The 23,047-nt window shown below is 69.1% G+C and carries 18 protein-coding genes and 1 pseudogene; 5 read left to right on the forward strand and 14 right to left on the reverse strand.

Annotated elements, in window-relative coordinates; translation table 11 throughout:
* Positions 1-136 precede the first annotated feature (136 nt).
* The 7 genes from G3I41_RS08920 to G3I41_RS37635 all read right to left on the reverse strand — a co-directional run bounded on the left by G3I41_RS08920 (position 137) and on the right by G3I41_RS37635 (position 5,941).
* Entirely contained in the window at positions 137-661 is a 525-nt protein-coding gene (locus G3I41_RS08920; protein WP_051351865.1) for a hypothetical protein, read from the reverse strand.
* On the reverse strand, positions 658-1,203 hold the full coding sequence (locus G3I41_RS08925) for a hypothetical protein (protein ID WP_106959633.1): 546 nt from the start codon (positions 1,201-1,203) through the stop codon (positions 658-660). The genes G3I41_RS08920 and G3I41_RS08925 overlap by 4 nt, the downstream gene beginning before the upstream one ends.
* Positions 1,188-2,192: a nucleotidyltransferase gene (locus tag G3I41_RS08930; RefSeq protein ID WP_027737764.1), complete on the reverse strand. Its 1,005-nt coding sequence runs from the start codon at positions 2,190-2,192 to the stop codon at positions 1,188-1,190. Before G3I41_RS08930 ends, G3I41_RS08925 begins: the two co-directional genes overlap by 16 nt.
* Before the next feature lie 151 nt (positions 2,193-2,343).
* Entirely contained in the window at positions 2,344-3,369 is a 1,026-nt protein-coding gene (locus G3I41_RS08935) for an ImmA/IrrE family metallo-endopeptidase (protein WP_203600519.1), read from the reverse strand.
* Positions 3,369-4,283, reverse strand: coding sequence for a hypothetical protein (locus G3I41_RS08940; RefSeq protein ID WP_027737762.1), 915 nt, complete (start codon positions 4,281-4,283; stop codon positions 3,369-3,371). The genes G3I41_RS08935 and G3I41_RS08940 overlap by 1 nt, the downstream gene beginning before the upstream one ends.
* A gap of 66 nt (positions 4,284-4,349) precedes the next feature.
* Positions 4,350-5,291, reverse strand: a complete 942-nt coding sequence (locus G3I41_RS08945) for a hypothetical protein (RefSeq protein WP_027737761.1) — start codon at positions 5,289-5,291, stop codon at positions 4,350-4,352.
* A 206-nt stretch (positions 5,292-5,497) separates the two neighbouring features.
* Positions 5,498-5,941, reverse strand: a complete 444-nt coding sequence (locus G3I41_RS37635) for a helix-turn-helix domain-containing protein (protein ID WP_324773787.1) — start codon at positions 5,939-5,941, stop codon at positions 5,498-5,500.
* A 207-nt stretch (positions 5,942-6,148) separates the two neighbouring features.
* Between G3I41_RS37635 and G3I41_RS08955 the strand changes: the two genes are divergently transcribed.
* The 4 genes from G3I41_RS08955 (at position 6,149) to G3I41_RS08970 (ending at position 10,866) form a co-directional block, all read left to right on the forward strand.
* Positions 6,149-7,423 carry a tyrosine-type recombinase/integrase gene (locus tag G3I41_RS08955; RefSeq protein WP_027737760.1) on the forward strand — a complete coding sequence of 425 codons (1,275 nt, stop codon included), beginning with the start codon at positions 6,149-6,151 and terminating at the stop codon, positions 7,421-7,423.
* 994 nt (positions 7,424-8,417) lie between these two features.
* Positions 8,418-8,681, forward strand: a complete 264-nt coding sequence (locus tag G3I41_RS08960; protein WP_164399676.1) for a CopG family transcriptional regulator — start codon at positions 8,418-8,420, stop codon at positions 8,679-8,681.
* Positions 8,678-9,091, forward strand: coding sequence for a PIN domain-containing protein (locus G3I41_RS08965; protein ID WP_164399677.1), 414 nt, complete (start codon positions 8,678-8,680; stop codon positions 9,089-9,091). The genes G3I41_RS08960 and G3I41_RS08965 overlap by 4 nt, the downstream gene beginning before the upstream one ends.
* 113 nt (positions 9,092-9,204) lie before the next feature.
* A complete protein-coding gene (locus tag G3I41_RS08970; protein WP_164399678.1) occupies positions 9,205-10,866 on the forward strand; it encodes an N-6 DNA methylase in 1,662 nt (553 codons plus the stop codon).
* Positions 10,867-10,878: 12 nt separating this feature from the next.
* Here the strand turns inward: G3I41_RS08970 and G3I41_RS08975 are convergent, their stop codons facing one another.
* The 6 genes from G3I41_RS08975 to G3I41_RS09000 all read right to left on the reverse strand — a co-directional run bounded on the left by G3I41_RS08975 (position 10,879) and on the right by G3I41_RS09000 (position 20,709).
* Positions 10,879-13,035 (reverse strand): UvrD-helicase domain-containing protein, encoded by a 2,157-nt coding sequence (locus G3I41_RS08975; RefSeq protein ID WP_164399679.1) that lies wholly within the window; start codon positions 13,033-13,035, stop codon positions 10,879-10,881.
* A gap of 44 nt (positions 13,036-13,079) precedes the next feature.
* Entirely contained in the window at positions 13,080-14,294 is a 1,215-nt protein-coding gene (locus G3I41_RS08980) for a restriction endonuclease (RefSeq protein WP_164399680.1), read from the reverse strand.
* Positions 14,291-16,153 (reverse strand): DUF4357 domain-containing protein, encoded by a 1,863-nt coding sequence (locus G3I41_RS08985; RefSeq protein ID WP_164399681.1) that lies wholly within the window; start codon positions 16,151-16,153, stop codon positions 14,291-14,293. Before G3I41_RS08985 ends, G3I41_RS08980 begins: the two co-directional genes overlap by 4 nt.
* A 108-nt stretch (positions 16,154-16,261) precedes the next feature.
* Entirely contained in the window at positions 16,262-17,911 is a 1,650-nt protein-coding gene (locus G3I41_RS08990; protein WP_164399682.1) for a hypothetical protein, read from the reverse strand.
* A 24-nt stretch (positions 17,912-17,935) separates the two neighbouring features.
* The gene (locus G3I41_RS08995; protein ID WP_164399683.1) at positions 17,936-18,328 is read right to left on the reverse strand and encodes a hypothetical protein; all 393 of its coding nucleotides are present in this window, start codon (positions 18,326-18,328) and stop codon (positions 17,936-17,938) included.
* Positions 18,325-20,709, reverse strand: coding sequence for an AAA family ATPase (locus G3I41_RS09000; RefSeq protein ID WP_164399684.1), 2,385 nt, complete (start codon positions 20,707-20,709; stop codon positions 18,325-18,327). Before G3I41_RS09000 ends, G3I41_RS08995 begins: the two co-directional genes overlap by 4 nt.
* 642 nt (positions 20,710-21,351) lie before the next feature.
* Here G3I41_RS09000 and G3I41_RS09005 point away from each other — a divergent pair.
* Positions 21,352-21,477: pseudogene (locus G3I41_RS09005) on the forward strand (DUF397 domain-containing protein); the annotation flags it as partial.
* Positions 21,478-21,543: 66 nt separating this feature from the next.
* On the opposite strand, the gene G3I41_RS09010 reads toward G3I41_RS09005, so the two are convergent.
* Complete coding sequence (locus G3I41_RS09010) at positions 21,544-22,899, reverse strand: endonuclease domain-containing protein (protein ID WP_164399685.1); 1,356 nt, start codon at positions 22,897-22,899, stop codon at positions 21,544-21,546.
* Positions 22,900-23,047 lie beyond the last annotated feature (148 nt).

The raw sequence follows: 23,047 nt of genomic DNA on the forward strand, positions 1-23,047 counted from the left end.
GATTCGTTGCCCAGCAGACCGCTCGGACGATCAGTTGTTCAATGTGTCGGGATCGATCGCGTACGGGAACGCAAGCCAGTCATCGTTCATCAGCCCTCGTGCGAAACCAGCGAGCCGTAGGGAACCGGATCGCGCATCAGGCCCGGAGTAGCTGGAGTCGCCTGAAAAGGCGCCGAAGTACGAACACAGGGATCAGGCGTCGGAGCCCGAAGCGGTAGCCAAGGGCGCGCTCCATCGTGGTGACGATGTGCTGTTGGTTCCCCACCCCGAAGCCGCCCAGGTTCATCTCGGCGGCGGCGGTGACAGGTGTGGCGTTCCAGGCATCGCGACAGGCCTGCTTGAAGGCAGCGTCGAGGTTGGTGAGGCAGTTGTCGAATACCTCACTGAGTACCGTGCTCTCCGTCGCGATCCAGGCGCGGCTCTCTGCGAGGGTCTCCTGGAGGTCGTGTCCGGTGATTGCGAGCGTGCTCAGGACCTCGGGATCGTCGCTGGTGCGGCGGCGTATCCGGTAGGGGTACTCGATACGTGCGACCAGAACCTTCACCGCGGCGGCGTAGCGGTCTCGGCGGACGGTCGCTCCAGCGCGCAGGCCGGTGAGGATGTGTCCGAGGGCTCCCGCGACGACGGAGGAGCCCAGGACGAGCGCGAGGATCGTGATCACAGATGTGGATGCCGTTTCTGGTGCGGTGAAGGGTGCCGGGCCCATCGGCGAGCCTCCTGTTGTGTCTCGGCGGTACGCAGCGGGTGGGTGCCGTGGGCGGGTTGGCCATGTGGTGCGTCTTCGGCCGGCCAGGTGCCGGAGCGGCGCCAAGCCTCTTCGTAAAGCAGATGTCGGTGAACGAGAGTGATCAGCGCTTCCAGGCCGTCCTCGGGGATCCAGCGCAGGGCCGCGTCATCGCTGGGGTACTGCAGGCACAAGTCCCTTAGCGGCGGCGGGTTGCGGTGCTTGAAGGCACGGTCGGCCGAGTCGAGCGGGAAGGCGTGCACGGTGTAGTCGGGTCGGATGACGAGGCGGACACGTTCGGTGGGGTAGTTCTCGCGTTCCAGGGCGGGCAGCGGGCGCAAGGTGAGTTCGAGGAGCGCGGCTCCGCCCGGACCGATGCGGCCAGCCGCCTGCTCCACGCCGTAGACGGTATCGGCGTGGAACAGGTGGTCGGCGGCTGCGCCGGGGTCGGCGAGCACCGCCTTCAGCGGGTACGCCATGACCGGGCCGGTCGCGCGGGCTGCTGCCCGCGCGGGGAGACGACGGCGCGTCCGGTGGAGGTGATGCTGCCGGCCGCCAGTGCGCGCAGCGCGTCGGTAGCGTTCTGGGACTCGGACTGTGGGAACGGGTCTCCGATCAAGGTGTGCCAGATCTCGATGGCCGCAGCGTGCTGTCCGTCCTCTTCCAGACGTCGCGCCTCGGCCGCCCGTCGGGCGGTGGCGGCCAGCGTGGTGGCGTACGTGTTGCGCTCGTCGATCGTCCACTCGGCGGTGAGGTCGTCAACACCGGTCGGGTCGAGCACCGGGTGGGTGACCGCCTGGGCAGCTTGAGCCAGGGTGGTGGCGAGGGCCTGGGAGTGCTCAAGCGGGCCGGTGACGGCCGCGTAGGCGAAGGCCTCCCACAGCAGCCCGCAGGTGTCGTCGAGGACAGGGTTGCCCTTCTTGAACGACTTCAGCATGCGGACCTGGTGGACGAACCGTCCGCCGGTGGCTTGGTTGCGGGTGCTGATGATCCGGTTGAGCGTACGGGTGTTGGACCACTCCCAGGTGTCGTTCTCCCTGTCGGCGATGTGGACGATCTCGCTGTCTTCAACGTCGAGCGCGGGGACCAGGTCGAAGGTGAAGTCCAGCTCGGCGAAGGTGACCTGGAGGGCGTGGGCAGGGGCGTCATCCACGTCGAAGAGGGCGTCGGGGTACTTCTCGGTGATGACCTCGCGGATGAGGCTCATCGCGTGGGCCGGGCCGCCGGGCTGACGCAGGGCCTTCTCCAGGCGCGGATGCATCCGGATGACCATGTCGACGTCCTTGAGCGGCTTGAGCATCGTCTTACGGGCGAAGCTGCCCTGCAGGAAGGTGGCGATGGCCAGGCCAGCGTTCACCAGGTGTTCGGTGATCTCGTTGTGCCGCTTCTGGGCGCTTTTACGCTCGCGGCCATCGAGGTTGAGTTCCTCGTCGAAGGCATCGAAGGCGTTCTTGGTGCTGTCGTTCATCGTGCTGTCGTGCTCGTTTCTGCCGGCCGGGTAGATCGTGGTGCCCGGTGCCGGCTCCGGGGTCCCGTACGTGGTGAGGCGCCCGGGGTGGGTGCCTTCACAGGGGACAGACGACGTAACTCGGCGGTAGTGCGACGGGTGTGACGAGAGTTCAGTCGCAGTCGCGGCAGCGGCTGCTGGCGCCGTCGAACATGGCCGCCGGATGGACGACGAAGCAGGCCGTGCACTGGCGCTCGAACACCTTGCGGTCGCAGCCGCAGCGGTCGCAGTCGGGGCACGGGGCAGACTCGCAGCGGGCGCAGGCGCGGGCGAAGGAGGTGAAGTCCTCCCCGCAGTGTGCGCAGGTATAGCTGGCGGCCTCGGGGCCGTTGTATCGAACGGAGGGCGCGAAGGTCCTCCACGGCGCGAGGTCGGTGACGGCGACGGCGAGGACGTAGCCGTCCATGGCCGCGGTCTGCAGGTACAGCTCCTCACCGGCGACGGCGCCGTCACGGTAGGCAAGCCGGCCACGTCCCTCGGCGTGTCCCTGGCCCGACAAGGCCGTGCGCAGGACCGGGACCTGGCTCTGGTCGCTGCCGCGCCGCAGTGGGGGCAGGCCGTGGGAGGCGCCGAAGGCGAGGATGCCGTCGCGGTCGAGGAGCAGGATGTGACCGGGAGCTGGGAGACGTTCGCTGGCTTTCACGCACGCCGCCATACGGGAGGCATTGCTCACCCGCCACAGTGCGACTGCGGCGTCCGCCGTGGGGCCGACGGCAGTGATATGGCGATCGGTGAGTGTGTCGGGCAGGAGGATGTCGGCGGCGAAGGCATCGCAGGCAGCATCCTCCAGAGCGGCGCCACCGTCGGGCTCGGCAAGCAGGACGTCCATCAGCTCCACCACGGTCTGCTGCAGGTGGTGGCCCAGCTCATGGAGACCGGTGAACTCGCGGCGGGCCAGGCTGGCAGAGGTGGCGACGGCGAGGACGGCGGGAGTACCGGCGAAATAGGCACCGGAGACACTGCAGCCGCCGCCAGAGCGATCGTCGGGTACGTCCCTGACCTGAAGGCCGGGCCACTGCCGCAGCTCGTCAAGGGCGCCGTCGCCCAGCCGCTGGGCAGCGCCGGGGTGGTCGCGCTGAAGGACGGTGAGCATGGCCTTGGCCTGGGTACGGGCCGCGGCGCGGCGCAGGTAGTCCATCACTCGCTCTCCGAACCTAGGTGCACGTGGAAATAGCGGTCTACCCGAGCAGGCCAGTCCGCTTCCGCAGGGCGCTCCTGACGCGCTGCCAGTGTGAGCGTGGCAAAGAGTGCCTGTCGGCGGGCTTCCTGTTCAGCGGTTCCGGTGAGGTGGGCGAGCCGACGGATCTGTTCGCGGCGGGCGGGGCGACTCAGCTCGTGTACCAAACGGTCAGGCAACGGCGGATTGGCAGCCAGGATCACGTCCGCAGACATGCCCAGGGTCGGTGCGAGGAGGTGAGCTTCGGGCGGGGTGAGAGGTGTCTGCGCGCGCAGCAGCGCGAGGGCGCGCGGTGGCCTGATGCTCAAGCGATGGATCAGTTCGGTGGGGCCCAGGCCGCACTGCTTCAGCAGGGCAGGCAGACCGCCGCTGCCCCGAGGCGCCCAGCGCGCCGTCGCCAGCACGTCCATGGTGTCGGCGAGGGTGGAGCGGAACTCGGCCGCCTGCGATGCGGGGCTGGGAAGGGGGCTGCCATAGCGGTACCCAGAGGCATCCGGGGCGGGTGAGCCGTCGGCTTCCAAAGGAACGGACAGCCCACTGACCTGCCGGTCCAGGACATACCACGGAAGACGCCTGCCCAGACCGCACCACAGGGCAAGCGGCTGCTCCAGGGTGGAAGCCTCGGCGGGCAGCAGCACCGTGTCGGGATCGTTGAAGCGCGTCTCCAGGGAGACCGGCAAGGCGTGCACCGTGGTGTCATCGACCGCCGTGATAGCCACAACCTCGACAACGCCTTCCCACACAGCGCGCCAGATCTGGCCCGGTCGGGGATCACCCGGCACCGCCGCCGCCACGGTACGGACCGCATCGGGAACATGCAGCTGGGCGGCTGCAGCGCGAAGCCGCTCATATGCGCTGCTCGATGCCTGGCTCATCGGGCGGCCCCCATTCCTCTCAGCGGTCTGTTCCCACTATGGACAAACGACGTCACTCGCCGAACGTCAGGGGGGTTCACTGCTGCGGCGCAGCAGCGCTGCGGCTACCTCTCGGGGATCACTACCCGCAGCAGTCAGAGCCAGCATGAGCTTCTGACGCAGCGCATCCATGATCGCGGACGTCTGTCGGCGCCCGAGTCCAAGCAGGACGGAGACTTCCGCCGGATCGTCCTCCAGGAACGACAGCAGTTTCCGCTCCTGCGGGGACATGTCCGCCCAGATTTCCCCGGCTACGGTCTCGGCCTCCACGGGAACGGTCCCGTGTTCCTGACCGGTGGCAGAGTCGATGAGCTCGCCATCATCCGCGTACAGCGTCGTGTACTCGGCAGGAGAGAGCAGCTCGAAGCGGGCTTCAAGAACCTTGGCCAGTTCTTCCTCCCGGACCGCTCCACCTGCTGCCTCCAGCACTCCGGTGAGTACGGCCATCAGGGCGCGCACGGTTTCCCTGGGAGTCGGCCCGGAGTGGTTCCAGGCAGTGATCCATACTCCACGCACTTCCCAGGCGGCTTTGACCAGTTCATCTAGATCGCCTTGCCAGACGGCGCCGGGTGGGTGAGAGGTCAGGGCCCATCGGGGCGAAGTACCAGCCACCGCGCGAAACCGGCTGTCCGCGCCAAGGCGCGCAGCGAAGCGCCGCCGCAGCTTTCCCCGCTCGGTACGTTTGGCTTCGTCGATCAGGAAATTCCTGATCGACGTGAAGAACATCCTCTCCAGGGAAGCGTCGTCGACCGTCTTCAGAAAGCAGGTTAGGAGGAAGTTCTCGCCCTTCCTGCTGATCATCTCGAACAGGAGCTCGTCGACGGCCTCGTCCGTCCACGCGGCATGACCTTCGGGCGGTGGGAATCCCTGGGATCTTGCCACCTGACGACCGACGCATCGGAGCAACTCAAGACCCAGATCACCAAGCTGGCCGTACTGCGCCAGCTCCTCATGCGCCCCGCCCGCCATCGACCACCTCGGCCTCACCCTGCGGACTGCGCCGTCCGCACTGGCCTCTTCCTATACACCTCCCGAGGTGCGGACGGAGGTCCGCCACGCCGTTGACTCAGCACGAGAATGCTCGCCCGGCCGCGAACGGCGATGCATGGCGGTTCCCCGCGGGCCATCCCCCTGTCTCTCCATCCCAGGGACTTTCAGCGCTGCCCGAGGGACGATCAGGTCGCTCGATTTACCGTTTGAGCTTCCAGCCATGCCTCTACCTCCGACCAGCGGTAGCGCAAATAGCGGCCGACCTTGTGGGCTCGCGGACCCTGGTGTCGGTGATTCCATATGTAGACCGTATTCAGAGGTACGCCCAGGAAATCGGCCAGCTCCTCCGCGCTCGCCAAGGGGCAACGGTCCCCCGCGCCACTGGCGGCTTCTTCCGCATGGGCATTGGTTCGACGCATGGGCACTCCAGAACGATTCGAAGCGGGCAGGAAAGAACCACGTGAGCGGTATTCCGCCGTGGTGGCACGTGGAACGTTTGCACTAAATTCCGGCCGGACCAAACAGAGGCCCTCTCGACGAAACGCCTGCAACTCTTGCGAACTCTCGAAAAACATTGGTGAATGCTCGCTGAGGGTTCGGCGAGGGCTCGCCGAACCCTCAGCGAGCATTCACCTAGGTGAAATCTTCTCTACCGCTCTGCACCGTTTGTCGCGAAGACCCCAAGAATGCATTTGACATCTTCGGCTCGCCTGGATCAACATCCAATTCACTTAGGGCTCGTTGAACGGGCACCCGATCTCGCCGTCGACGATGGCCCTGATTCAGGAGAGTCCACGAATAGACTCAAAGGCCCATTGGAAACTAGGAGTTAGTTGATGCCGTACGACCGCTGGCACAAGTCGCGCCCGAAAGACGGGGAGTCGACCTGCAAGGAACACGGCAAAGTTCCGACGCGGGATCACGGGACGGGGAAGCGGTGGCAGGCCCGATGGCGCAACCGGGAAGATGTCCAGCAGACGGAGCTGTTCCGCACCGAGGTCGAAGCCCGCAAGCACGAGACCAAGATGCGGTCCGGAGTGGACGACGGCTCGTACATCAACCCTCGCGCCGGTGAGGTCAGGGTCGGTGAACTCGCCCTCACGTGGCTCAAGGGGCACGAACACAAGAATCCACGAACTTACCGACGCCACAAGGAGCGAATTCTCCTGCACGTCGTTCCTACCGCAGTCGGGAAGATGCGCGTAAAGGACGTGAACGCCTCGTCTTTGCTGGACTGGCTGCACGACCGCCGCAGGCTGCTCGAAAGTTCCACGCTGCGCCTGGTCTTCGACAATCTTCGGGCTGTCTTTGACCTGGCCGTGGACGACAGCCTGATACACAAAAATCCTTGCCTCGCCAAATCAGTGCAGGACGCCAAGCCGAAGCGAGGAGGGGGCGGCCGGGCAGAGCTGACCCTGACGTGGGAGGACACCGAGAAGATCCGTGCCGAACTTCCTGACCGCTACAAAGCACTTGTTGACTGCGGTCGCGGCCTGGGCCTTCGGCAAGGAGAGATATTCGGCCTGTCACCAGAAGATATCGACTGGACACATCCGGACGGCGCCATGGTGCACGTGCAACGGCAAGTAGTCCACGAAGGCTCGTTCCTCGTATACGCCCTGCCCAAGGGCGGAAACGACGAGGACTCGAAGGACCGGTGGGTTGAGCTGACCGACGAGGTGGCCATCCCCCTGCGCGAGCACATGGGGAAGTACCCGCCGGTCGAGGTGACCCGACCGTGGGGCAGCAAAGGCGGCGACCCGGTCACCGTGCGGCTGATCTTCTACACCCGGGAGAAGACCGCCATTCAGTCGAATTGGTTCAACTCATACCGCTGGAAGCCCGCCCTGGCGTCGGCCGGCCTCATCAAGCCCCTTGAGCCCGACGCGAAGGGACGACGCTGGGAGAAGTCCCGCGACGTGATGATGCACGCGCTCCGACACCTGTACGCATCAATGATGATCAACGGCGGGGTAGACGTGTACACGCTCGCGGACCGCCTCGGACACGCCGATCCCGCGTTCACCCTGCGTAAATACGTGCACCGGGTCGTGGGAGCCGGTTCCAAGGTCCGCATCGCGGTCCGGAGCGCCTACACCAAGGCCGCGTGACTCTTGCTCCGTTCGGCTTGTGCAACAACCGTGCAAGATGATCTCCAAGAGGTGTAATTTACGCAGGTCAGAAGCTTTGTATATGAGTTCCGGGACATCTGAAAGATCGTCAGGTAATGGCTAACGAAACCTCTCTGACCTGCGTCAATGCGCACCATCAGGAGGTGAGGCACGCTTTCTGGGATTTCTCTGGGACTTTACGCCCACGCCGTACACGCCCGCGAACAGCGTAACCGGGGCGGGGCGTGGGCGTGGATGCCTGGCCGTCGGACAGCGTGGTCGGATCAGTCGGTCGTGTCGCCCGTCTTCCAGACGGGCGTTGACTTGACGGCACTGTCCTCACCGAACAGGCGCGGGCCGAGGGAGTCCTGGCAGGGGCAGGCACGGGTGGGCCTTGCCCCTGCGTCCCGGACACGAGTCATGCGGCCGGAGCCAGCGTGGCTGATGTCGTTCCGGACGCTGTCTCGCAGGGATCGGGCTGCGCTGTCCGAGGCGTGAGTGGCGGCGTCGGGTCATGACCACGGGGCATCTGTTCTTCTGGGCCATCAGGATCCAAGTGCCTCGGGTGTCCAAGAACAGGGGGTCAAGCCCCCCGGTGATGGAGCAGAGGGCGTCGTTGGTCTCGTTCCGGGTCTTCGTGGGAACCCGCCCCAGCGCACCTCCAGTATTCGAGAGCGAAGGCGTACCAGCTGATGGTGGTCACACCGCGCCCGCTCCTCACCCGGCCGAAGTCGTCAGCGGCGGCTTCCCTGACGGCTCGGACCAACGAGGCCCCGAGCTCGTCGGCCAGAGCCCTGACATCCACTCCATCGCCGGCCGCCGGCCCCCGCCGGGGCTTCACCACCCTCGGCCCGCGCCGTCCGGGTGCGTTTCGCACCTGGCCTGCCGAACTCCGCATGACGACCACCGCCTCTCTCCAGGTCAACGTGCCGCCTGCGGCTCCCATGCCAGCCAAGAAAGCCCCACCAGGAGGATGAAGGGTAGGATAAGTAGCATGAGCGAGCCCACCGGGAAGTACTCGATCACCATGCCGCGCGACATCGCCGAAGCCGCCAAGGCCCGCAGCGGCCTCTCCGGCCTTTCCGCCTACGTGGCCGCCGCCGTCGCCCGCCAGATCGAACGCGACAACCTCAACGAACTCATCACCGTCGCCGAGGCCGAGCACGGGCCCGTCACTGACGACGAGATCCAGTCCCTGCGCGACCAGCTCGCCGAGGCCCGTCGCGAGCAGAACCAGCATGGGGCGAGCGCAGCGTGACCCGCTCCCCTGCGGTCCCCGGCGGCACCCTCGTCCTCGACAGCGAAGGGCTGGCGAAGGCCGTCCTGCGCGACCGCACGGTCACCACCTGGCTCGCCCTGGCCCGCGCCGACGACCTGCGCGTGATCACCTCGGCGGCCACCCTCGTCGAGGTGGTCCACCCCCGCATCAACCGCCCGGCCCTGGAGTGGACTCTCTCCCGTCTCGTCGTGGAGCCGATCACCGAACCGATCGCCCGTCACGCCGCCGCCCTCCTCGCCGACGCCGACCTGCACGGCCACAAGTACGCCATCGACGCCATGCTCGCCGCCACCGCGCTCGCCTCACCGGGGCCTGTCACGATCCTCACCTCCGACCCCGAGGACCTCATCGCCCTGTGCGGTGGACGCGTCACAGTGATCAAGGTCTGACCGATCCCTTGCTCGCCCTCCGCAAGGGAAGAAGATGACTCCCCTCAAGATACGTTGACGTCGTCAACGCTCACTATCTAACTCGCGTCTGTAGCGGCGTGTACGGTTGACTCATGAGGGATGAAGCGGGTGCAGCAGACCCTTTGATCACCGGGGCCGAGATCGCACGCATCGCAGGCGTCACGCGAGCTGCCGTGTCGAACTGGAGGCGCCGCCACACGGACTTCCCCGCCCCGGCGGGAGGCAGTCCGGGCACGCCGCTGTTCTCCCTTGCCGACGTACGGACATGGCTGGCAACCCAGCGGAAGAGCCACGACGTCTCCGACGAGGTCCGGCTCTGGCAGGCGCTCCGCGCGTCGTTCGGCGATGACATGATCGGCGGCCTGGCTTCGGTCGCCGAGTTCCTCTCGACGGGAAATCCGTCCGGTCTCGATTCCGCGGCAGCCGCGCTCGTCACCTCGTTGGCAAAGAACGCCTCCACGGCCCACGCGGTCGACGGACTTGTCGAGCGCTTCCAGGACTCGGCCCGCCGCAGCGGCTCTGACCAGGTGTCCTCCGCACGGGTCACCCGGGCGGTTGTCCACTTCGCGGGCCGGGTCACTGATGGCGCTACCGTCTTCGACCCAGCCTGCGGTATCGGGGTCCTTCTCATGGCCGTGGGAGACGCCGACGGTACGGTCGTTCGCGGGCAGGAGATCGACCCGGCAGCAGCGCGATTCGCCGGCCTTCGAGCCGAGTTGACCGGCCGAACCGATGCGGTGATCCAAGCGGGTGACTCACTGCGGGCGGATGCCTGGCCCTCGCTCCGCGCCGATCTCGTCGTCTGCGAACCGCCTGCCTCCGGCCCCGACTGGGGGCGTGAGGAGCTGCTCCTCGACGCGCGTTGGGAGCTCGGTACGCCCTCCAAGGCCGAGGGGGAACTGGCCTGGCTCCAACACTGCTACGCCCACACCGCCCCCGGGGGTCGCACGGTGATCGTCATGCCGGCCTCCACGGCCTACCGCAAGGCGGGGCGCCGGATCCGGGCAGAGCTCGTGCGGCGGGGAATCCTCGTCCAGGTCGTCGCACTGCCTGGCGGAGTCGCCTCCTCGCACTCCGTCCCCGTACTGCTCTGGACCCTCCGCCGCCCAAAGCCGGACGACGCGGCTCCGTCGCACGTGCGCATGATCGACCTGACAGGCAACGAGCCGGACGGACCACTGGAACCCATCGGTGACCAGATCGTCGACGTCCCCCTCATCGACCTTCTCGACGAGACCGTCGATCTCACTCCGGGCCATCACGTCCACCGTTCCGCCCATGACTTCCGAGCGGAGTACCAGTCCCTGCGCGAACAGATCGAGCAGCAACTCCATGCGCTGGGTGCCCTCCTGCCCGCTCTGCGAGAGGGGGCAGGAGAGGACTCTCTGGACACGGCCACGGTCAGCCTCGCTGAACTGTCCCGGGCGGGTCTGATCGAGACGGATGCCGGCGGCCCCCATTCGACGAGTCCTCAACTCGATACGGACTACCTGCGCGGCTTTCTTCAGAGCGTGTCAAATGTCCGTCGCTCGACCAGCGCCAGCGGTACGCATCGGGTGGACGCGCGAGCGGCACGCATCCCGCAGATGGCGGTCGCCGACCAGCGTCGCTACGGAGCGGTCTTCCGCACACTCCAGGAGTTCGAGGAGCGCGTAACGAAGCTGGCGGAACTGGGGCAGAGGACGGCCTCTCTGGCCAGGGACGGACTGACCAGCGGCGCCCTCGTCCCCCATGCGGGCGACTCAGGCGAGTGACAGGCCGACCGGTCAGGTGAGTTCGGCGGCCAGGGGAACGAACGGGCTGGGCTTTCCGCTCCAGGACACGTGCAGCGCTTCTCGGGCCCGTGTGCAGGCAACGAAGAGCAGGCACCGTTCGCGCAGCAGATCGGTCGCGTGCTGCAGTCTGTCCGTCGCCGCCGCGGTGACCTCGCGGGCGAAGGGAAGCGCGCCGTCGGAGACGCCGAGTACACCGACGCCCCGGAACTCCAGCCCTTTCATCGCGTGCATCGTCGCAAGGCGCACTCCTGCCGCTCCCGCCCCCGGCGCCTCCTTGACCCGGACCACGGGAATGCCCCGAGCCGCGAGCCTGTCGTACACCTTGTCCAGGAGCAGGTGGAACCGGGCACACACCCCGATCTCCTCGGCACGCATGCCCTGGCCGATCCACTCCTCGATCCGCTCGACGATCGCGTCCGCCTCAGCCTGTTCGGTGGCGTGTCCTATGACATGAGGCCGGCCTCCACGGAGGAGGGAACGGTAGCCGAGGAGGGTGTCCACACCGTCCCCGCCGAGATCCTCGACAGCCACGTCGTTCAGGATGCCGGTGGACCAGCTCAGGATCTCCTCCGTGCTGCGGTAGTTGACCCTCAGCCGACTGCTCCGGCCTGTCACCCCGATCCCCAGTGAGCTCAGGCTGACCCGGGAGTCGTAGATCCGCTGATGGGGGTCACCGGTGATGAAGAGGTCATCGGGTCCGCGCCGTACAGCGGCCCTCAGTACACGCCACTGGGCCGGATGCAGGTCCTGCGCCTCGTCGACGACCACGTGGTGGTAGTCATGACCGTCCGAGGCGTGTCGCGCCGCCAGTAGCCGTGCCGCCTCGGCGCAGACTTCGAGGTGGGTGCGGCCGCCTCGGGCGGAGAGTTCGGACCGGAAGAGCTCGATCGCCTCCCAGACCCGCTCTCGCTGGGCTACGGGCAGCGCCGAGCCGCGTCCTTTGCGCGCCGCGCCCCGGTAGGCGTCGAGCGTGCCGATGTCCTGGGCGAGTACGACGTGGCGATATTCCTGGGCGAGGAACCGCTCCGGCCACGGAAGGCCGAGACGTTTGCCGACCCGCTGCCAGATCTGCCGCTCCTCACGGTCTCCGACGAGGGACGGCGTCCGGCCGCCGGCTGCATGAAGGACTCGATGCGCGTAGGCGTTCACCGTCGTCACGTCGACCCTGCGAAGCTGCGCCTCATCGCCGTCGAGCAGCAGCGCGAGATTCTCGCGCAGGCTCGCCGCGAGCGCGTTGGTGTACGTGGTGAGCAGGACCCGGCTGTCCTCGGAGCGGGACAGCAGGTGCTTGACACGATGCAGGGCGACAACGGTCTTGCCTGTGCCCGGGCCTCCGGTCACCTGGGCCGGTCCGCCGTAGGACACGCGGTAGGCGACGCGCCGCTGGGAGGGGTGGAGGAAGATCCGCCAAGCGGCGAAGGGCTTCTCCAGGATCTCGGCCAGCTCGTCCGGCCCGGTCACGAGCGTGATGCGGCTTCTGGTGCGGAGGATCGCCGACGCGAGGTCGTCCGCGGGGTTCTCAGGAACGTCGGCGGGCCGCCGTGCGGTGACGACATCGCGGTAGACCTCTTCCGGGCTGAAACCCTCCGCGAGGAACTGGAGGACTTCGAACTGGTCCTCGGGAAGCAGGGTGCCGAACGCGTCCAGCTGTGCCTGATCCGTGATCGTGCGCACGGCACGCAACACCTGGACATCGATACCGAGTTCCCGCAGCACGGTGTCCGAGTGGGAGGCGAAGAGCAGGACGGGGGCCGCAGCCGCCGCCCGCTCCAGGGCCGGCGTCAGTTGCTCGATGGCGACGACGTTGCGGACCTCCAGGCCGCGGGTGGCGGTGTTGACCGTGTAGAGCCGCTTAGCCGCCCAGCTGTAGGCGTCGTCGTGCGGCACGACGTTGACGAGGAGGAAGACATCGCTGCCGTCGTCCGGGGCGAGGACCACTCCCCGCCAGAAGTCGTTGATCCGGATGGTCCTCATCCGTGGATCGCGCGCCTTGTCCACCGACTCCAGGTGAAGCCCCTTGTCGGCGTACAGTTCCGCGACAGTGAGGTGCTGGAACTTGGCCATCGCCTTGCGCACTCCGGCTTTGACGGGCTTCTCCAGCACGTCGTAGCTCTCCCAGAAGCTGTTCGCGAAGGCGAGCTGGGGCACGGTGGGCTCCTTACCTCGTGGCGTGCGGCGCGACCGAAACGATCTTAGGGGGATGCGGGTTCCGCGCCCCTGGCCATCAGGCGGGCGAGGTCCCGGACCGTCCCGAGCAGTTCCGCCGGCGGCCCTTCCAGGTCCAGGACGTGCTGGTGGATGACGATCCCCGCGTTCCGGACACGGTGGGAGGCGTGAAGCGCGCCGCCCCTGGCGTAGATCAGATGCCCCTCGGGAAGACCCAGCGCCGTGCAGTAGGCGAGCATCTGGTAGAGGTCGGCGTCGGGAAAACCGTCGGGCTTCCGCGCCTTGTACTTGGCGTCGGCCACGTTCAGCGGGCGGCCGTCGTCCCCGTACCGGAGGAGATCCGGCCTCATGCGGATGGTCCCGTCCGCGTCGAGATGCACTCCCTTGGCCTGGAGCGCGCAGTGTCCGCCATACGCGGCGAGGGCCTCACGCAGGGCTATGCAGACGAAGTCCTCGAAGAGTTTGTTCATGTCGAGTAGGAATCCGTCGACGGTGACGTCACCCGGCAGGTGCTCGGGCGACTCGCGGCGCAGGACGGTCTCCGCCAGCCGCAGCGCGGGCTGGTAGCGGAGGTTCAGACGGCTCGGCCGCCACCGGGGCGGAGAGGCGCCGCGCAGCAGGGGCTCGGCGTCGATGAGCCGGGCCCGTTGGTGCTGGAGGGACCGCCGTACTCCGGCCGGGACGTGGGGCAGGCTCAGCAGCCGCTCGGTCGCCGCCCGCAACAGCCGGTTCTCGGGGATGTCGGTGGTGTACTCGTCGTAGGCCACTTCCAGGGGAAACAGCCGTCCGTGGCGACGGCGCACCTGGTCGGTCTCCCTGAGCCGACCGCGAAGGACAGGGGACGCCTCTTCCGTATGCCGGTACCCCTGCAGCACTCCTTGCCTCAGGGCTCGCTCCTGCGCCCTCTCGTAGGTCTGGGAGAAGAAGGGAACCAGTTCCGTGTGCGCCGACACCTCCACCGTGCCCTCTTGGTGGATCCGCGGGTTCAGGGTGTACCCCAGGAGGAAGAACAGATGGGCGATCGGCACCTTCGGGGTGATCCTCAGGGTGACGGGGTCCTCCCCCGGGGCCCTGACCACGAAGGCTCCGACCTTGCTCCCCGCGCGCAGCCGCCACCCCCCGGTCCGGTACGGGTCGGGCGCCGCGTCCACGATCCGGGAGGCGGCGAGTGCCCGGCCGATGGCCGCCGGCAGGTCATGGGTGGTGTGCGGGGCGTGTTCGACGAGCTGGATGCCGGTCACGCGTCGGGCTCACCCGGGCCGGCAGCCGGTGCGATGTTCGCGCGAAGGGCTTCGAGACCGTAGGTCTTGGCAACGTCGATTCCCTCTCCGTAGTGATGCTCCTCCAGGAGCGGAAGGATCTTGGTGCGCCAGGTGCGGTCGAGGCCGCCTTCCCGGTAGACCGCCTTCTTCATCAGGTACGAGGGGCCGATACGGAAATCGGGGTCGTCGATGCGGGAGTTGAGCGCGTCCAGCAGGTCCGCCGGCTCGGGGCCGCGGTCCTGGGCGGCGAGCCAGCGGCGCAGCAGCCCCTGGGTGGGCTCGGTACGCGGCGAGAGCTCCACGAAGGCGAAGCGCCGTCGCATAGCCGCGTCGACAAGGGCGATGGAGCGGTCGGCGGTGTTCATCGTGCCGATGACGAAGAGATTGGGCGGGAGGGCGAAGTCGTCGCCCGAGTAAGTCAGGCGGACCGACTTGTTCCGGTACTCCAGGAGGAAGTAGAGCTCTCCGAAGACCTTGGCCAGATTCGCACGATTGATCTCGTCGATGATCAGGAAGTGCGGGATGTGGCGGTTTCCTTCGCGGGAGGCGAGGTCGGCGAGCTCCCGCAGCGGGCCCGCCGTCAGCCGGAAGGCGACCTCCCGGGTGTCGGGGTCCTCCTTCGGCCGGAACCCTTCGAAGAAGTCCTCGTACGCGTACGACGGATGGAACTGCACCAGCTTGACCCGTTCGGGCCCGCCTCCGAGGAACTCGGCGAGTTTGAGGGCCAGGTGGGTCTTGCCCGTGCCCGGCGGTCCGTAGAGCACCAGCTGCCGTTCGTCCCAGAGGAGGTCCTTCACCTCGCGCAGCCACTCCACGTCGTGGACGAGCAGTTCGTCGGCGAGGGCCTGGCCCGGCTCGGGAAGCTCCAGCTCACGCCGGGCCGCGAGGGCCGGGACGGTCTCGCTCGGGTCGCGTTCCCGGGACACGGCCTCGTCGGCGAGCTCCTCGTCGGTACGGCCGAGTCCGTCGATGAGGGCCTGCACGGAGGTGAGGTCGACGACGTCGTGCTGCGCCGAGAGCTTCTGCTGGAGTTCCTCGGGAAGCTCGTCGTAGGCGTACCCGCTGCTCTGCCAGTCGACGGGGCGGCGCAGGTTGGAGCGGCCGCCTTCGGAGGCGGTCTGCTCGACCGTTCCGGTGATCTCACCCACGTACAGGCGGCCCCCCGAGATGCCGCACACCGTGTCGCCCGGCTTCATCCAGGAGAGGAACGCGTACAGCTCGTCGACGAGCTCCAGCTTCTGGTTGTAGGTCGCCGTCGTCCCGTAGTCCTCCTCGACGAACGCTCTCAGCCGCTCCTTGCTCGCCCCCTGCGCCACTCCCTGGCGCAGCCGCGAGGCCGACAGCGTGACCCTGCCCTCGGGAAGCCAGAGGCGGTGGACGAGGTCACTGCCCGCCACGTTCGAGCCGCGTACGAGCCAGGCACGGTTGGGCCCGGAACGCATGCCCTCCATGAAGTCGGACAGCGGTGTGCCCGCCTCGGTGCGCCACTCCTCCCAGCCGTTGCGCGGGGCTCCGACGAGTATCTCGGCGGCGGCGGACGGCGATCCGCACTCGACGTCAGCGGTCAGCTCCAGCCAGCCGGGCCAGCGGTCGGACGGCGCGAGGACTCCGGCGGCTCTCAGCTCCTCGCGCCGCTTGAACGTGCCGCTGAAGTGCTTGGGGAACGAGGGCATGACGTGCTCCCGGGCCGGCGAACCGGCCCGGACCAGGAACTTGCGGCTCCCGTTGGTGCCGACGGCGTCGAGGAGGACGCCGACCGCCCGCCCGATGCCGTCCCCGCCGGGCAGCCGCAGCCGGAACTCCGGGTACTCGGCGGGGTTGCCGCTGTCCTCGTTCACGCACACTCCTGGTTCACGTACGTTCCTCGTTCCGGTGAGTCCTTGGACACGGGCAGGGCATATGCCCGAAGGCCGGTGCCGAGAAGGACCTTAGCCCCGCTCCGTACCTCAGGTGAGGGTGTTGGTGAGGTGCGGCCCGATGTATCCGATGAAGATCCCGTGCTCGGCGCGGGCGGCGTCGTGGTAGTGCAGGCGTGGAGCGACGGTGTTGCCGCCGCCGATCCTCACGTGCGCGCCCATGAACAGCCGGCAGGCTGGATCCACGTGTTCCGGGACGGGGAAGGTCCGTTCCTTGCGCCAGGCGTTGTTCGTCTTCACCGTCCTGGACTCGTCGCGCACGACCTTACGGGGCGATATCGCGTGCCTGCCGCCCGGAGCGTCCTCGCACCACTGCTTGAAGTCATGGAAGGCCGCGCCGTCGGCGGGGGCGTCGACCGAGACGTCGGCGTAGTCCCGAAGCGCCAGCAGTGCGTCCCAGGCCATGCGGACCCAGGAGGAACCGTACGCCTGGTCGTCCAGTTCCAGGGTGATCTTCCTGGCTCCGGTGAAGTGCACGCGAGGCATCTCCTCGATCCGTTCCAGGATCTCCGCGAAGGACTCGGGGACAGCGGGACCGCCGTCGTCCGGGGCGTACGCGGCTTCGGCGGCGCCGAGGGCGAGCAGGCGCTTCTGCACGGTGACGAGCTGGACCCGGCTCTCGTGCAGTTCCCGGTACTGCTCGTCGTACTCGGCGATCAGCGTGATCTCGTCGCTCCTGGCGCGCTGGAGTTCGTTCTTCAGGTCCCTGATCTCGTCGGCCCGTACCCGCTGCTCGCGCCCGGCTTCCTCGAGGATCTCGAAGAGGGCGTGGTTCTCGTCCCTCAGCCGCTCCAGCTCGGAGCTGCCCGAGCTCTCCTTGGTACGCGCGCGCAACACGGGTACCGCGTCCAGCTCGGGCGGCAGTGGCGCCCGGGTGGCGAGGCCCTGGGGAAGCTGGGCGAGCAGGCGGCGGGCCCGGGCCGGATTCTCGGCGACGACCCGGTGCGACATGACGCGGTGGCGCTGGCCGTCGGCCGCCCAGGCCGGGTCCACACCGGGAAGGAAGGTCCGGATGCCGCCGCCGTACACCCGGTGGTACTCCATGAGCCGGTTGAAGCGGTTGTCCGCCCCGGGCGCGAGGGCGTAGAGGATGGCGAGGCCGGCCAGGGGACGGACCAGCGGGTCCAGGGTCCGCTCCAGCCAGACATCGAAGTCGGCCCCGTTCGGGGCGGTGGCCATGACGATCGGTAGACGGCGCTCCGCGTCGCACAACTCGTCGATGACGGAGTCGATGTCGGCCGCCTCGACGACCTGTGGCATCCGGGTCACGTCCGCGAGCCCGTCGCGGGCCTGGAGCACGTCCAGCAGGCTTGCCGCGAGGCGGGGGGTCTTTGCGGGCGTCGGCAACGTGTCCGGATCGTCGGGAAGGTGCTCCACGTCCAGCTGTACGCGGGTCGGCCGGCTCTCCGTCTGCCTGATCACCAGGGTCGTCTGCCAGGTGCCGTCCGGGGCGGTCTCCCGGAGGCGCCAACGCCCGTACGCCCCGCCGGTGCCGGTCGCCGAGTCGTGGTCGAGCGTGACTCCCCGGGCTATCTCGTTGCGTCCCTCCGCGAACGCCTGGATGTCGTAGTTCTTGGGCGGTTCACGCAGCCAGTCCCGGAGCCGGGCGTCGACCTGCGCGCCGGTGCTGACGTAGTCGAGGCCGCTGGTGACGACCATGCGGTAGCGGCGTGTGTCCATGCCGTGGTCCTTTCGGTGCACCGGTCAGGCTTCGGTCCGCTCGGGCCCTTGGCGGAGGGCGGCGAGCAGTTCGACGACGTCGTCGTGCCAGGCCCTGACCTCGCCCGGGGTGGGCGGGAGTTCGTACGTGTGGTGGTGGCAGGCCGCGCTGAGCGCGGACCACACGGCGTACCACTGACGGGCCACGGAGCACGGGGCGTACCACTCCAGGCAGAGCGCCTTGGTACGGCCACGGCTGTGCGCCATGGCGGGACTGACCCGCCGCCAGAAGCCGTCCATGGCCTCGTCCAGGGCCAGCCGGAGCAGGGCGGCGGCGGCTCGGGCGCGGAGTCCCGGCGCGAGGGTGTGGGGAACACCGGGGGGAGGGAGGAGCAGATGACGGGCGGCCGCGGCCAGGTCGTCGGGGGTACGGGTCATCGGCCGCGCACCGCCTTCGCAAGGCGCTCGGTGTCCCGGACCAGGTCCATGCGGTCGCCGATCGGGGTGAGGAGCTGGTGGGCGCCGGCGTTGCACCGCTCGATGAGCGCGCGGGCCCAGGGACCGTGGTCCTGGGCGACGGCGGCGAGGACCTGGACGGGCTCCATGGTGCTGTCGTAGAAGGCGAGCGCGGCGAGTTCGGTGAGCTTGTGTGCCTTGCCGATCCTGGCCTCGACGTCGGCGTGGCCGTGGCCTTCGGCCCGCAGGCGGCGCCGTGCGGGTTCCAGGCAGGCGGCCTCCAGGGCGCCACGGCACATCTGGGGCAGGACCCGGTCGGCGACGTCCTGCGGCACGTTCGGGTCCTTGGCGACGGCCCGGGCCTCGCTCAGCGCGAGGGAGACCGGGTCGTCGGTGCGGGTGACCTTGACGACGGAGTCGGTCTGCCGGGAGACCTGCATGATCGTCGCGGGGATGCGCAGGTGGCGAATGGCCTGCTGGAGGCGGGTGTCGTGAGTGAAGACGATCACCTGGCGGCGCTGGGCACAGGCGTGGAGGACCCGCGCGAGCCCCTCGACCTTCTCCGGGTCCATGGACTGCACCGGGTCGTCGATCACCAGGAACCCGAAGGGGCTGTCGGGGTGGGTGGCGCGAGGGAGGAACAGCGAGAGGGCGAGCGAGTGCAGTTCGCCCTGGCTCATCACGCCGAAGGCGGGCGCGTCCATGGCGTCCACGGACACGTCGAGCTTCACCTTGCGCTGGTTGGCCGTCCCCGTGAGCCCGATCGAGCCGAGCGTGACGCTGCTGCGCTCGCAGAGCAGCTTCCAGATGGTCTGCGACTGGTCGGCGAACGGGCGCAGCCGCTCCTCGCGGAGTTCGTCGGTGACCTTCTTGAGCCAGGTCTGCGCGTCCTTGAGTCGCTTGCCGAGCGATGCGGCCTCGGCGGCCCGGTCGGCGACGGCCAGCCATTCGGCGAGGCGCACCCCGAGCGGCCGCCAGCCGGCGTCCTGCTCGGCGAACAGGCGGGCCGCCTTCTCGCTCTCCTGCCGGCAGGCGTCGGCGAGGGCGGCCGAAAGGCGCTCGACCTGATCCGCCAGCGGGCGGGGGTCGGTCGCGCTCCGGCACAGGGACCATTCCCGCCAGAGGGCGGCGAGCGGCGAGTCCTCCGGCCGGAGCCATACGGGGACGGGCTGGACGAGATCGTGGACGGCGCGGATGGCGCCGCGCAGGTCGTCACGCGCGGACTGCGCTTCCGCGGCTTCGTGCTGGAGCCGTTCGACCTGCTCCCGGGCGCGCACCGCCCAGTCGTCGTCGAGCAGTCCGGGGGTGTCGCAGACGGGGCAGTCGGCGGTCCGCGTCCGCCGCCGGTGGTCGAGCGCCCGCTCCAGGAGGTCGGAGAGACGGCGGGCGTCCTCGGCGGAGCCGGACCGCTCGTCATCGGCCCGGGCCGCGGCTTCCCGCAGCCGCGTCACAGCACCGCTGATGTCGCTCAGATCAGGCCCTTCGAGGGTGGAGAGCCCGCGCAGCCTTTCGAGTTCGGCGGTGTCGCCCTCGGGCCGGGTGGCGAGGAGGGTGCGAACGCGTTCGCGGTCCGGGCGGCGTGCGGAGAGAACCTCCGCGGCCGCGACGGCCCTCGGGTCGCCGGAGCCCCGCAGTTCGATGAGGACCGTGGCTGCCAGGTCGGTGGCCTTCTTCTCGCCGTCCTTGATCGCCTTGAGGCGGGCTCCCGCCTCCTTGTAGGCCTCGGAGAGCTGCTCCAGGCCGAGGATCTGGGCGAGTCCGTCATGGAGGGCGGTCATGGGGCCGTTGATCACGGCGCCGAGTTCGCTGTACGAGAGGAACGGCCGGTACAGCGCGAGCTCCTCCGCGCCGACGACCTCGCCCAGCTCTCCGCCGGGCAGGCCTGGCCGGTGGACCGCCACCCGTGCGTCGCCCAGCCCGTCGCCGTGCCAGCTCCTGCGGACGGTGACGGGCGTGTCGGCACCGTCGCGCCGGCACTCCACCTCTACACGGGGAGCCGCCGGATCGTGCAGGTTCCGCCACCCCTGCCGCCAGATCTGAGTACGGTCCTGCCAGCGGAAGTTGTCGCCCGTCAGTGCCATCTCGGCGGCCTCGGCGAAGCTGGACTTACCGGAGCCGTTGCGTCCGGCTACCACTGTGAGGCCCGGTGCGGGGGTGAGGCCGAGCGTGGTCTCCGGGCCGATGCCTCGCCATCCGGCGGCCGTGATGGAGCGGAGGAAGAGAGGACCGGTTCGGGAGGCACTTCCGGCCCGAGTCCCGGGGAAGAGGTCGCGCAGCAGATCCGCCGTCTCCGGCTCCAGGCCGGCGGCGGCCAGGCGCTGGAGGACGAGGTCGCGGAGGGAGGGGTGGGGCTGGTCGCTCACGGTGTGGCTCCATGCACGGGAGGCGGCGGGTGCGACGGCGGAGTCCGAACCCGGGAGCCCCAGAGTGGCGCAGATATGTTGACGCCGTCAACGGGTATTTCCGCCACACTTCATGCGAATCTGTGTACGATCGCGGATCCGGGCGGCATGAGTGACAGTCAGACGGCCGCACGGCCGCACCTCTTGAGGAGACCCTCAACGCCATGAGACTCACGGACGAACTAACCCTGTGGCGGTCAGGCACCCGCGCAACGCGCCACGGAGCCACCTGCTCCGGATCCACGGAGAACGGGACCGCCGTGGAATGGCGTCTCGTCCAGCCCGGTCGGCCTCAACTCGCTCTGCACGACACCCGCTGGGACAACGGTGAGCGGGATCTGGTCCTCCACCAGCCGTCGGTGGTTCCCGAGATGCCCGCCCTCCTGGCCAATCTGCACGGCCGCCGCCGCGCAGGCATCGAGGCCGTGCCCGCCGGAAGGGGTCGCCTGCGCCTCATGGCCTGGACCGTCATACCGAAGACCGGCTCGGACCGGGCCGGCTTCAAGAAGTCCCTCACCACGGCGCAACTCGCCACGCAGTGCGGGCTCTCGCTCCTGCGGACTCTGACGAGCCGTCCCGGCGTCACGCCGGAACCCGCCTTGCTGCGTCGAGGTCGCCGTCACCCCGCAGGCCGTCCACGTCCGGGACTCCAAGGACGACGAGCGCCGGCCCTTCGCGGTCGGCCGCGAGGGGTGGACGCGGTTCGTGCGGTACGCGGCAGAGGACTGAGCCGCACGCCCGCCCGGTGTTACGCGGGAGCCGCCCGTCGCCGTACGCGGCGGGCGGCTCTTCGGCTCAGAACAGTCCCAGGCCCTCGCCGCCGGGGTCCACGACGACCGGCCGGGGCTGGGCGGGGAGGCCGTCCAGGCGGTCGGGGCCGGACGCGGCGGCCACGGCGGGGGCCGTCTCGGCCAGCCAGCCGGAGAACCGCTCGGCGGCCTCACGGTAGGGGACCCGCGCCAGGACACGATGCTCGCCGGCGGGACAGAAATCGACCATGACCCTGAACAGGCAGGACTGGGGCGCGTTCTGACTGCCCGTCCAGGACACGCGCAGGGTGCCGCAGGGCTGACGTCCGCCCGGGGCCCGGTGGGTCGGGCGCAGTGGCCGGCAGGCTATGAAGGCGGTCCAGGCGGCGAGGTGCGGCAGCGGCAGGGTGGTGCGCGCGCGACAGCCGGTGCAGCGGTGCCAGTGGCGGAGCCAGTCGCTGGCGTCGGTGTGGAAGAGGCGGGTGTAGCGGTTCGCGACGCGGACGTCGTTGGCGTACAGATGATCGGGGCGTTCCCGCGTGTTGCAGGACTGGCAGACGGTGGCGCGGACGTAGCCGTGCTCGTGGCAGTGGTCGAGCACTGCGGCGGGCGCGCCGCCGCAGACGGCGCACAACCACTCGGCCACCTTCCTGGCGATGCCAGGCTTCCTGCTGAGCACCGAGTACAACTGGCCTTCGAATTCCTTACCGTACGGGCGCGGTGAGGCGGCGGGGCCCTCGGGGCTCGTCGCTCGCCGCCCGTCGGCGTCCCCGGCCCGCCGGGGGCGGGAGCGCGGCTCGGTCGCGGCGGCGCCCGTCTCGCGGGTCCGCGCGGCTCGCAGCCACCGCGTCTCGGCGTGCTCGGCCGCGTCGAGGAGCCTCACCACTCCGCGCGGCAGCCACCACGTCCGCCGGGTCCCGTCGGGAGTGTGCTCCACGAGTAGCTGTCGCCAGTCGATCCCCGTCAGATGACACGGCCGGCCGGCCTCGTGCCGTGTCCCGCACCCGGGGCCGCCCGGCTCCCCCAGTTCCTCGGCGACGCGCCACCGCCAGCGCAACGACGTCTCCTCGTCGCGCTCCGGCTCAGGCTCCGGCACCGGCGCCCCGCGGAACGGGCCGACGCGGACCAGGTCCCACCGGTCCATGACCACCGCGTTCAGTTCCGCGGCCGCCCGGCGCACCTCGCGCTCCGCGACGCCCCACCGACCGCCGCCCACCCTGACCGTCGCGACCACGCGGCTCCCGAGCAGGACGTACCCCGTCCGGGCACGGGCGGGCGAGCGGGTGAACGCCCCGGAAGCCGTCGGCACGGCGCCGCCGGCCGTCAGCCCGACCCACAGCGCGTCGGCGGCGTCCACGGTGATCAGGCCGTCCGCGCGGCCGGAAACGACACGCTCCGTCATGCCGACAGGCTAACGGCGCCGACACTCCGACGGGTCCGAGCGCCGGTCGGGTACGCCTGGTTCCGGTCGGCGAGGTTCGCGTCGGAAAGGGTCCGAGCCGCGCCTGTTTCTGCGGTCGTGGTGTCAAGGGGAGCGCCAGCCTTTCGCG

The organism is Streptomyces sp. SID9727, assembly GCF_010550605.1.
Taxonomy (GTDB): Bacteria; Actinomycetota; Actinomycetes; order Streptomycetales; family Streptomycetaceae; genus Streptomyces.

Excerpts from the sequence above, each read along its gene's own strand:
- G3I41_RS08970 (WP_164399678.1), top strand. The coding sequence starts at position 9,205 with ATGAGGGATGAAGCGGGTGCAGCAGACCCTTTGATCACCGGGGCCGAG.
- G3I41_RS08930 (WP_027737764.1), bottom strand. The coding sequence starts at position 2,192 with ATGAACGACAGCACCAAGAACGCCTTCGATGCCTTCGACGAGGAACTC.
- G3I41_RS08935 (WP_203600519.1), bottom strand. The coding sequence starts at position 3,369 with ATGGACTACCTGCGCCGCGCCGCGGCCCGTACCCAGGCCAAGGCCATG.
- G3I41_RS08940 (WP_027737762.1), bottom strand. The coding sequence starts at position 4,283 with ATGAGCCAGGCATCGAGCAGCGCATATGAGCGGCTTCGCGCTGCAGCC.
- G3I41_RS08945 (WP_027737761.1), bottom strand. The coding sequence starts at position 5,291 with ATGGCGGGCGGGGCGCATGAGGAGCTGGCGCAGTACGGCCAGCTTGGT.
- G3I41_RS08925 (WP_106959633.1), bottom strand. The coding sequence starts at position 1,203 with ATGGCGTACCCGCTGAAGGCGGTGCTCGCCGACCCCGGCGCAGCCGCC.
- G3I41_RS08990 (WP_164399682.1), bottom strand. The coding sequence starts at position 17,911 with ATGGACACACGCCGCTACCGCATGGTCGTCACCAGCGGCCTCGACTAC.
- G3I41_RS08960 (WP_164399676.1), top strand. The coding sequence starts at position 8,418 with ATGAGCGAGCCCACCGGGAAGTACTCGATCACCATGCCGCGCGACATC.
- G3I41_RS08955 (WP_027737760.1), top strand. The coding sequence starts at position 6,149 with ATGCCGTACGACCGCTGGCACAAGTCGCGCCCGAAAGACGGGGAGTCG.
- G3I41_RS09010 (WP_164399685.1), bottom strand. The coding sequence starts at position 22,899 with ATGACGGAGCGTGTCGTTTCCGGCCGCGCGGACGGCCTGATCACCGTG.
- G3I41_RS37635 (WP_324773787.1), bottom strand. The coding sequence starts at position 5,941 with ATGCTCGCTGAGGGTTCGGCGAGCCCTCGCCGAACCCTCAGCGAGCAT.
- G3I41_RS08995 (WP_164399683.1), bottom strand. The coding sequence starts at position 18,328 with ATGACCCGTACCCCCGACGACCTGGCCGCGGCCGCCCGTCATCTGCTC.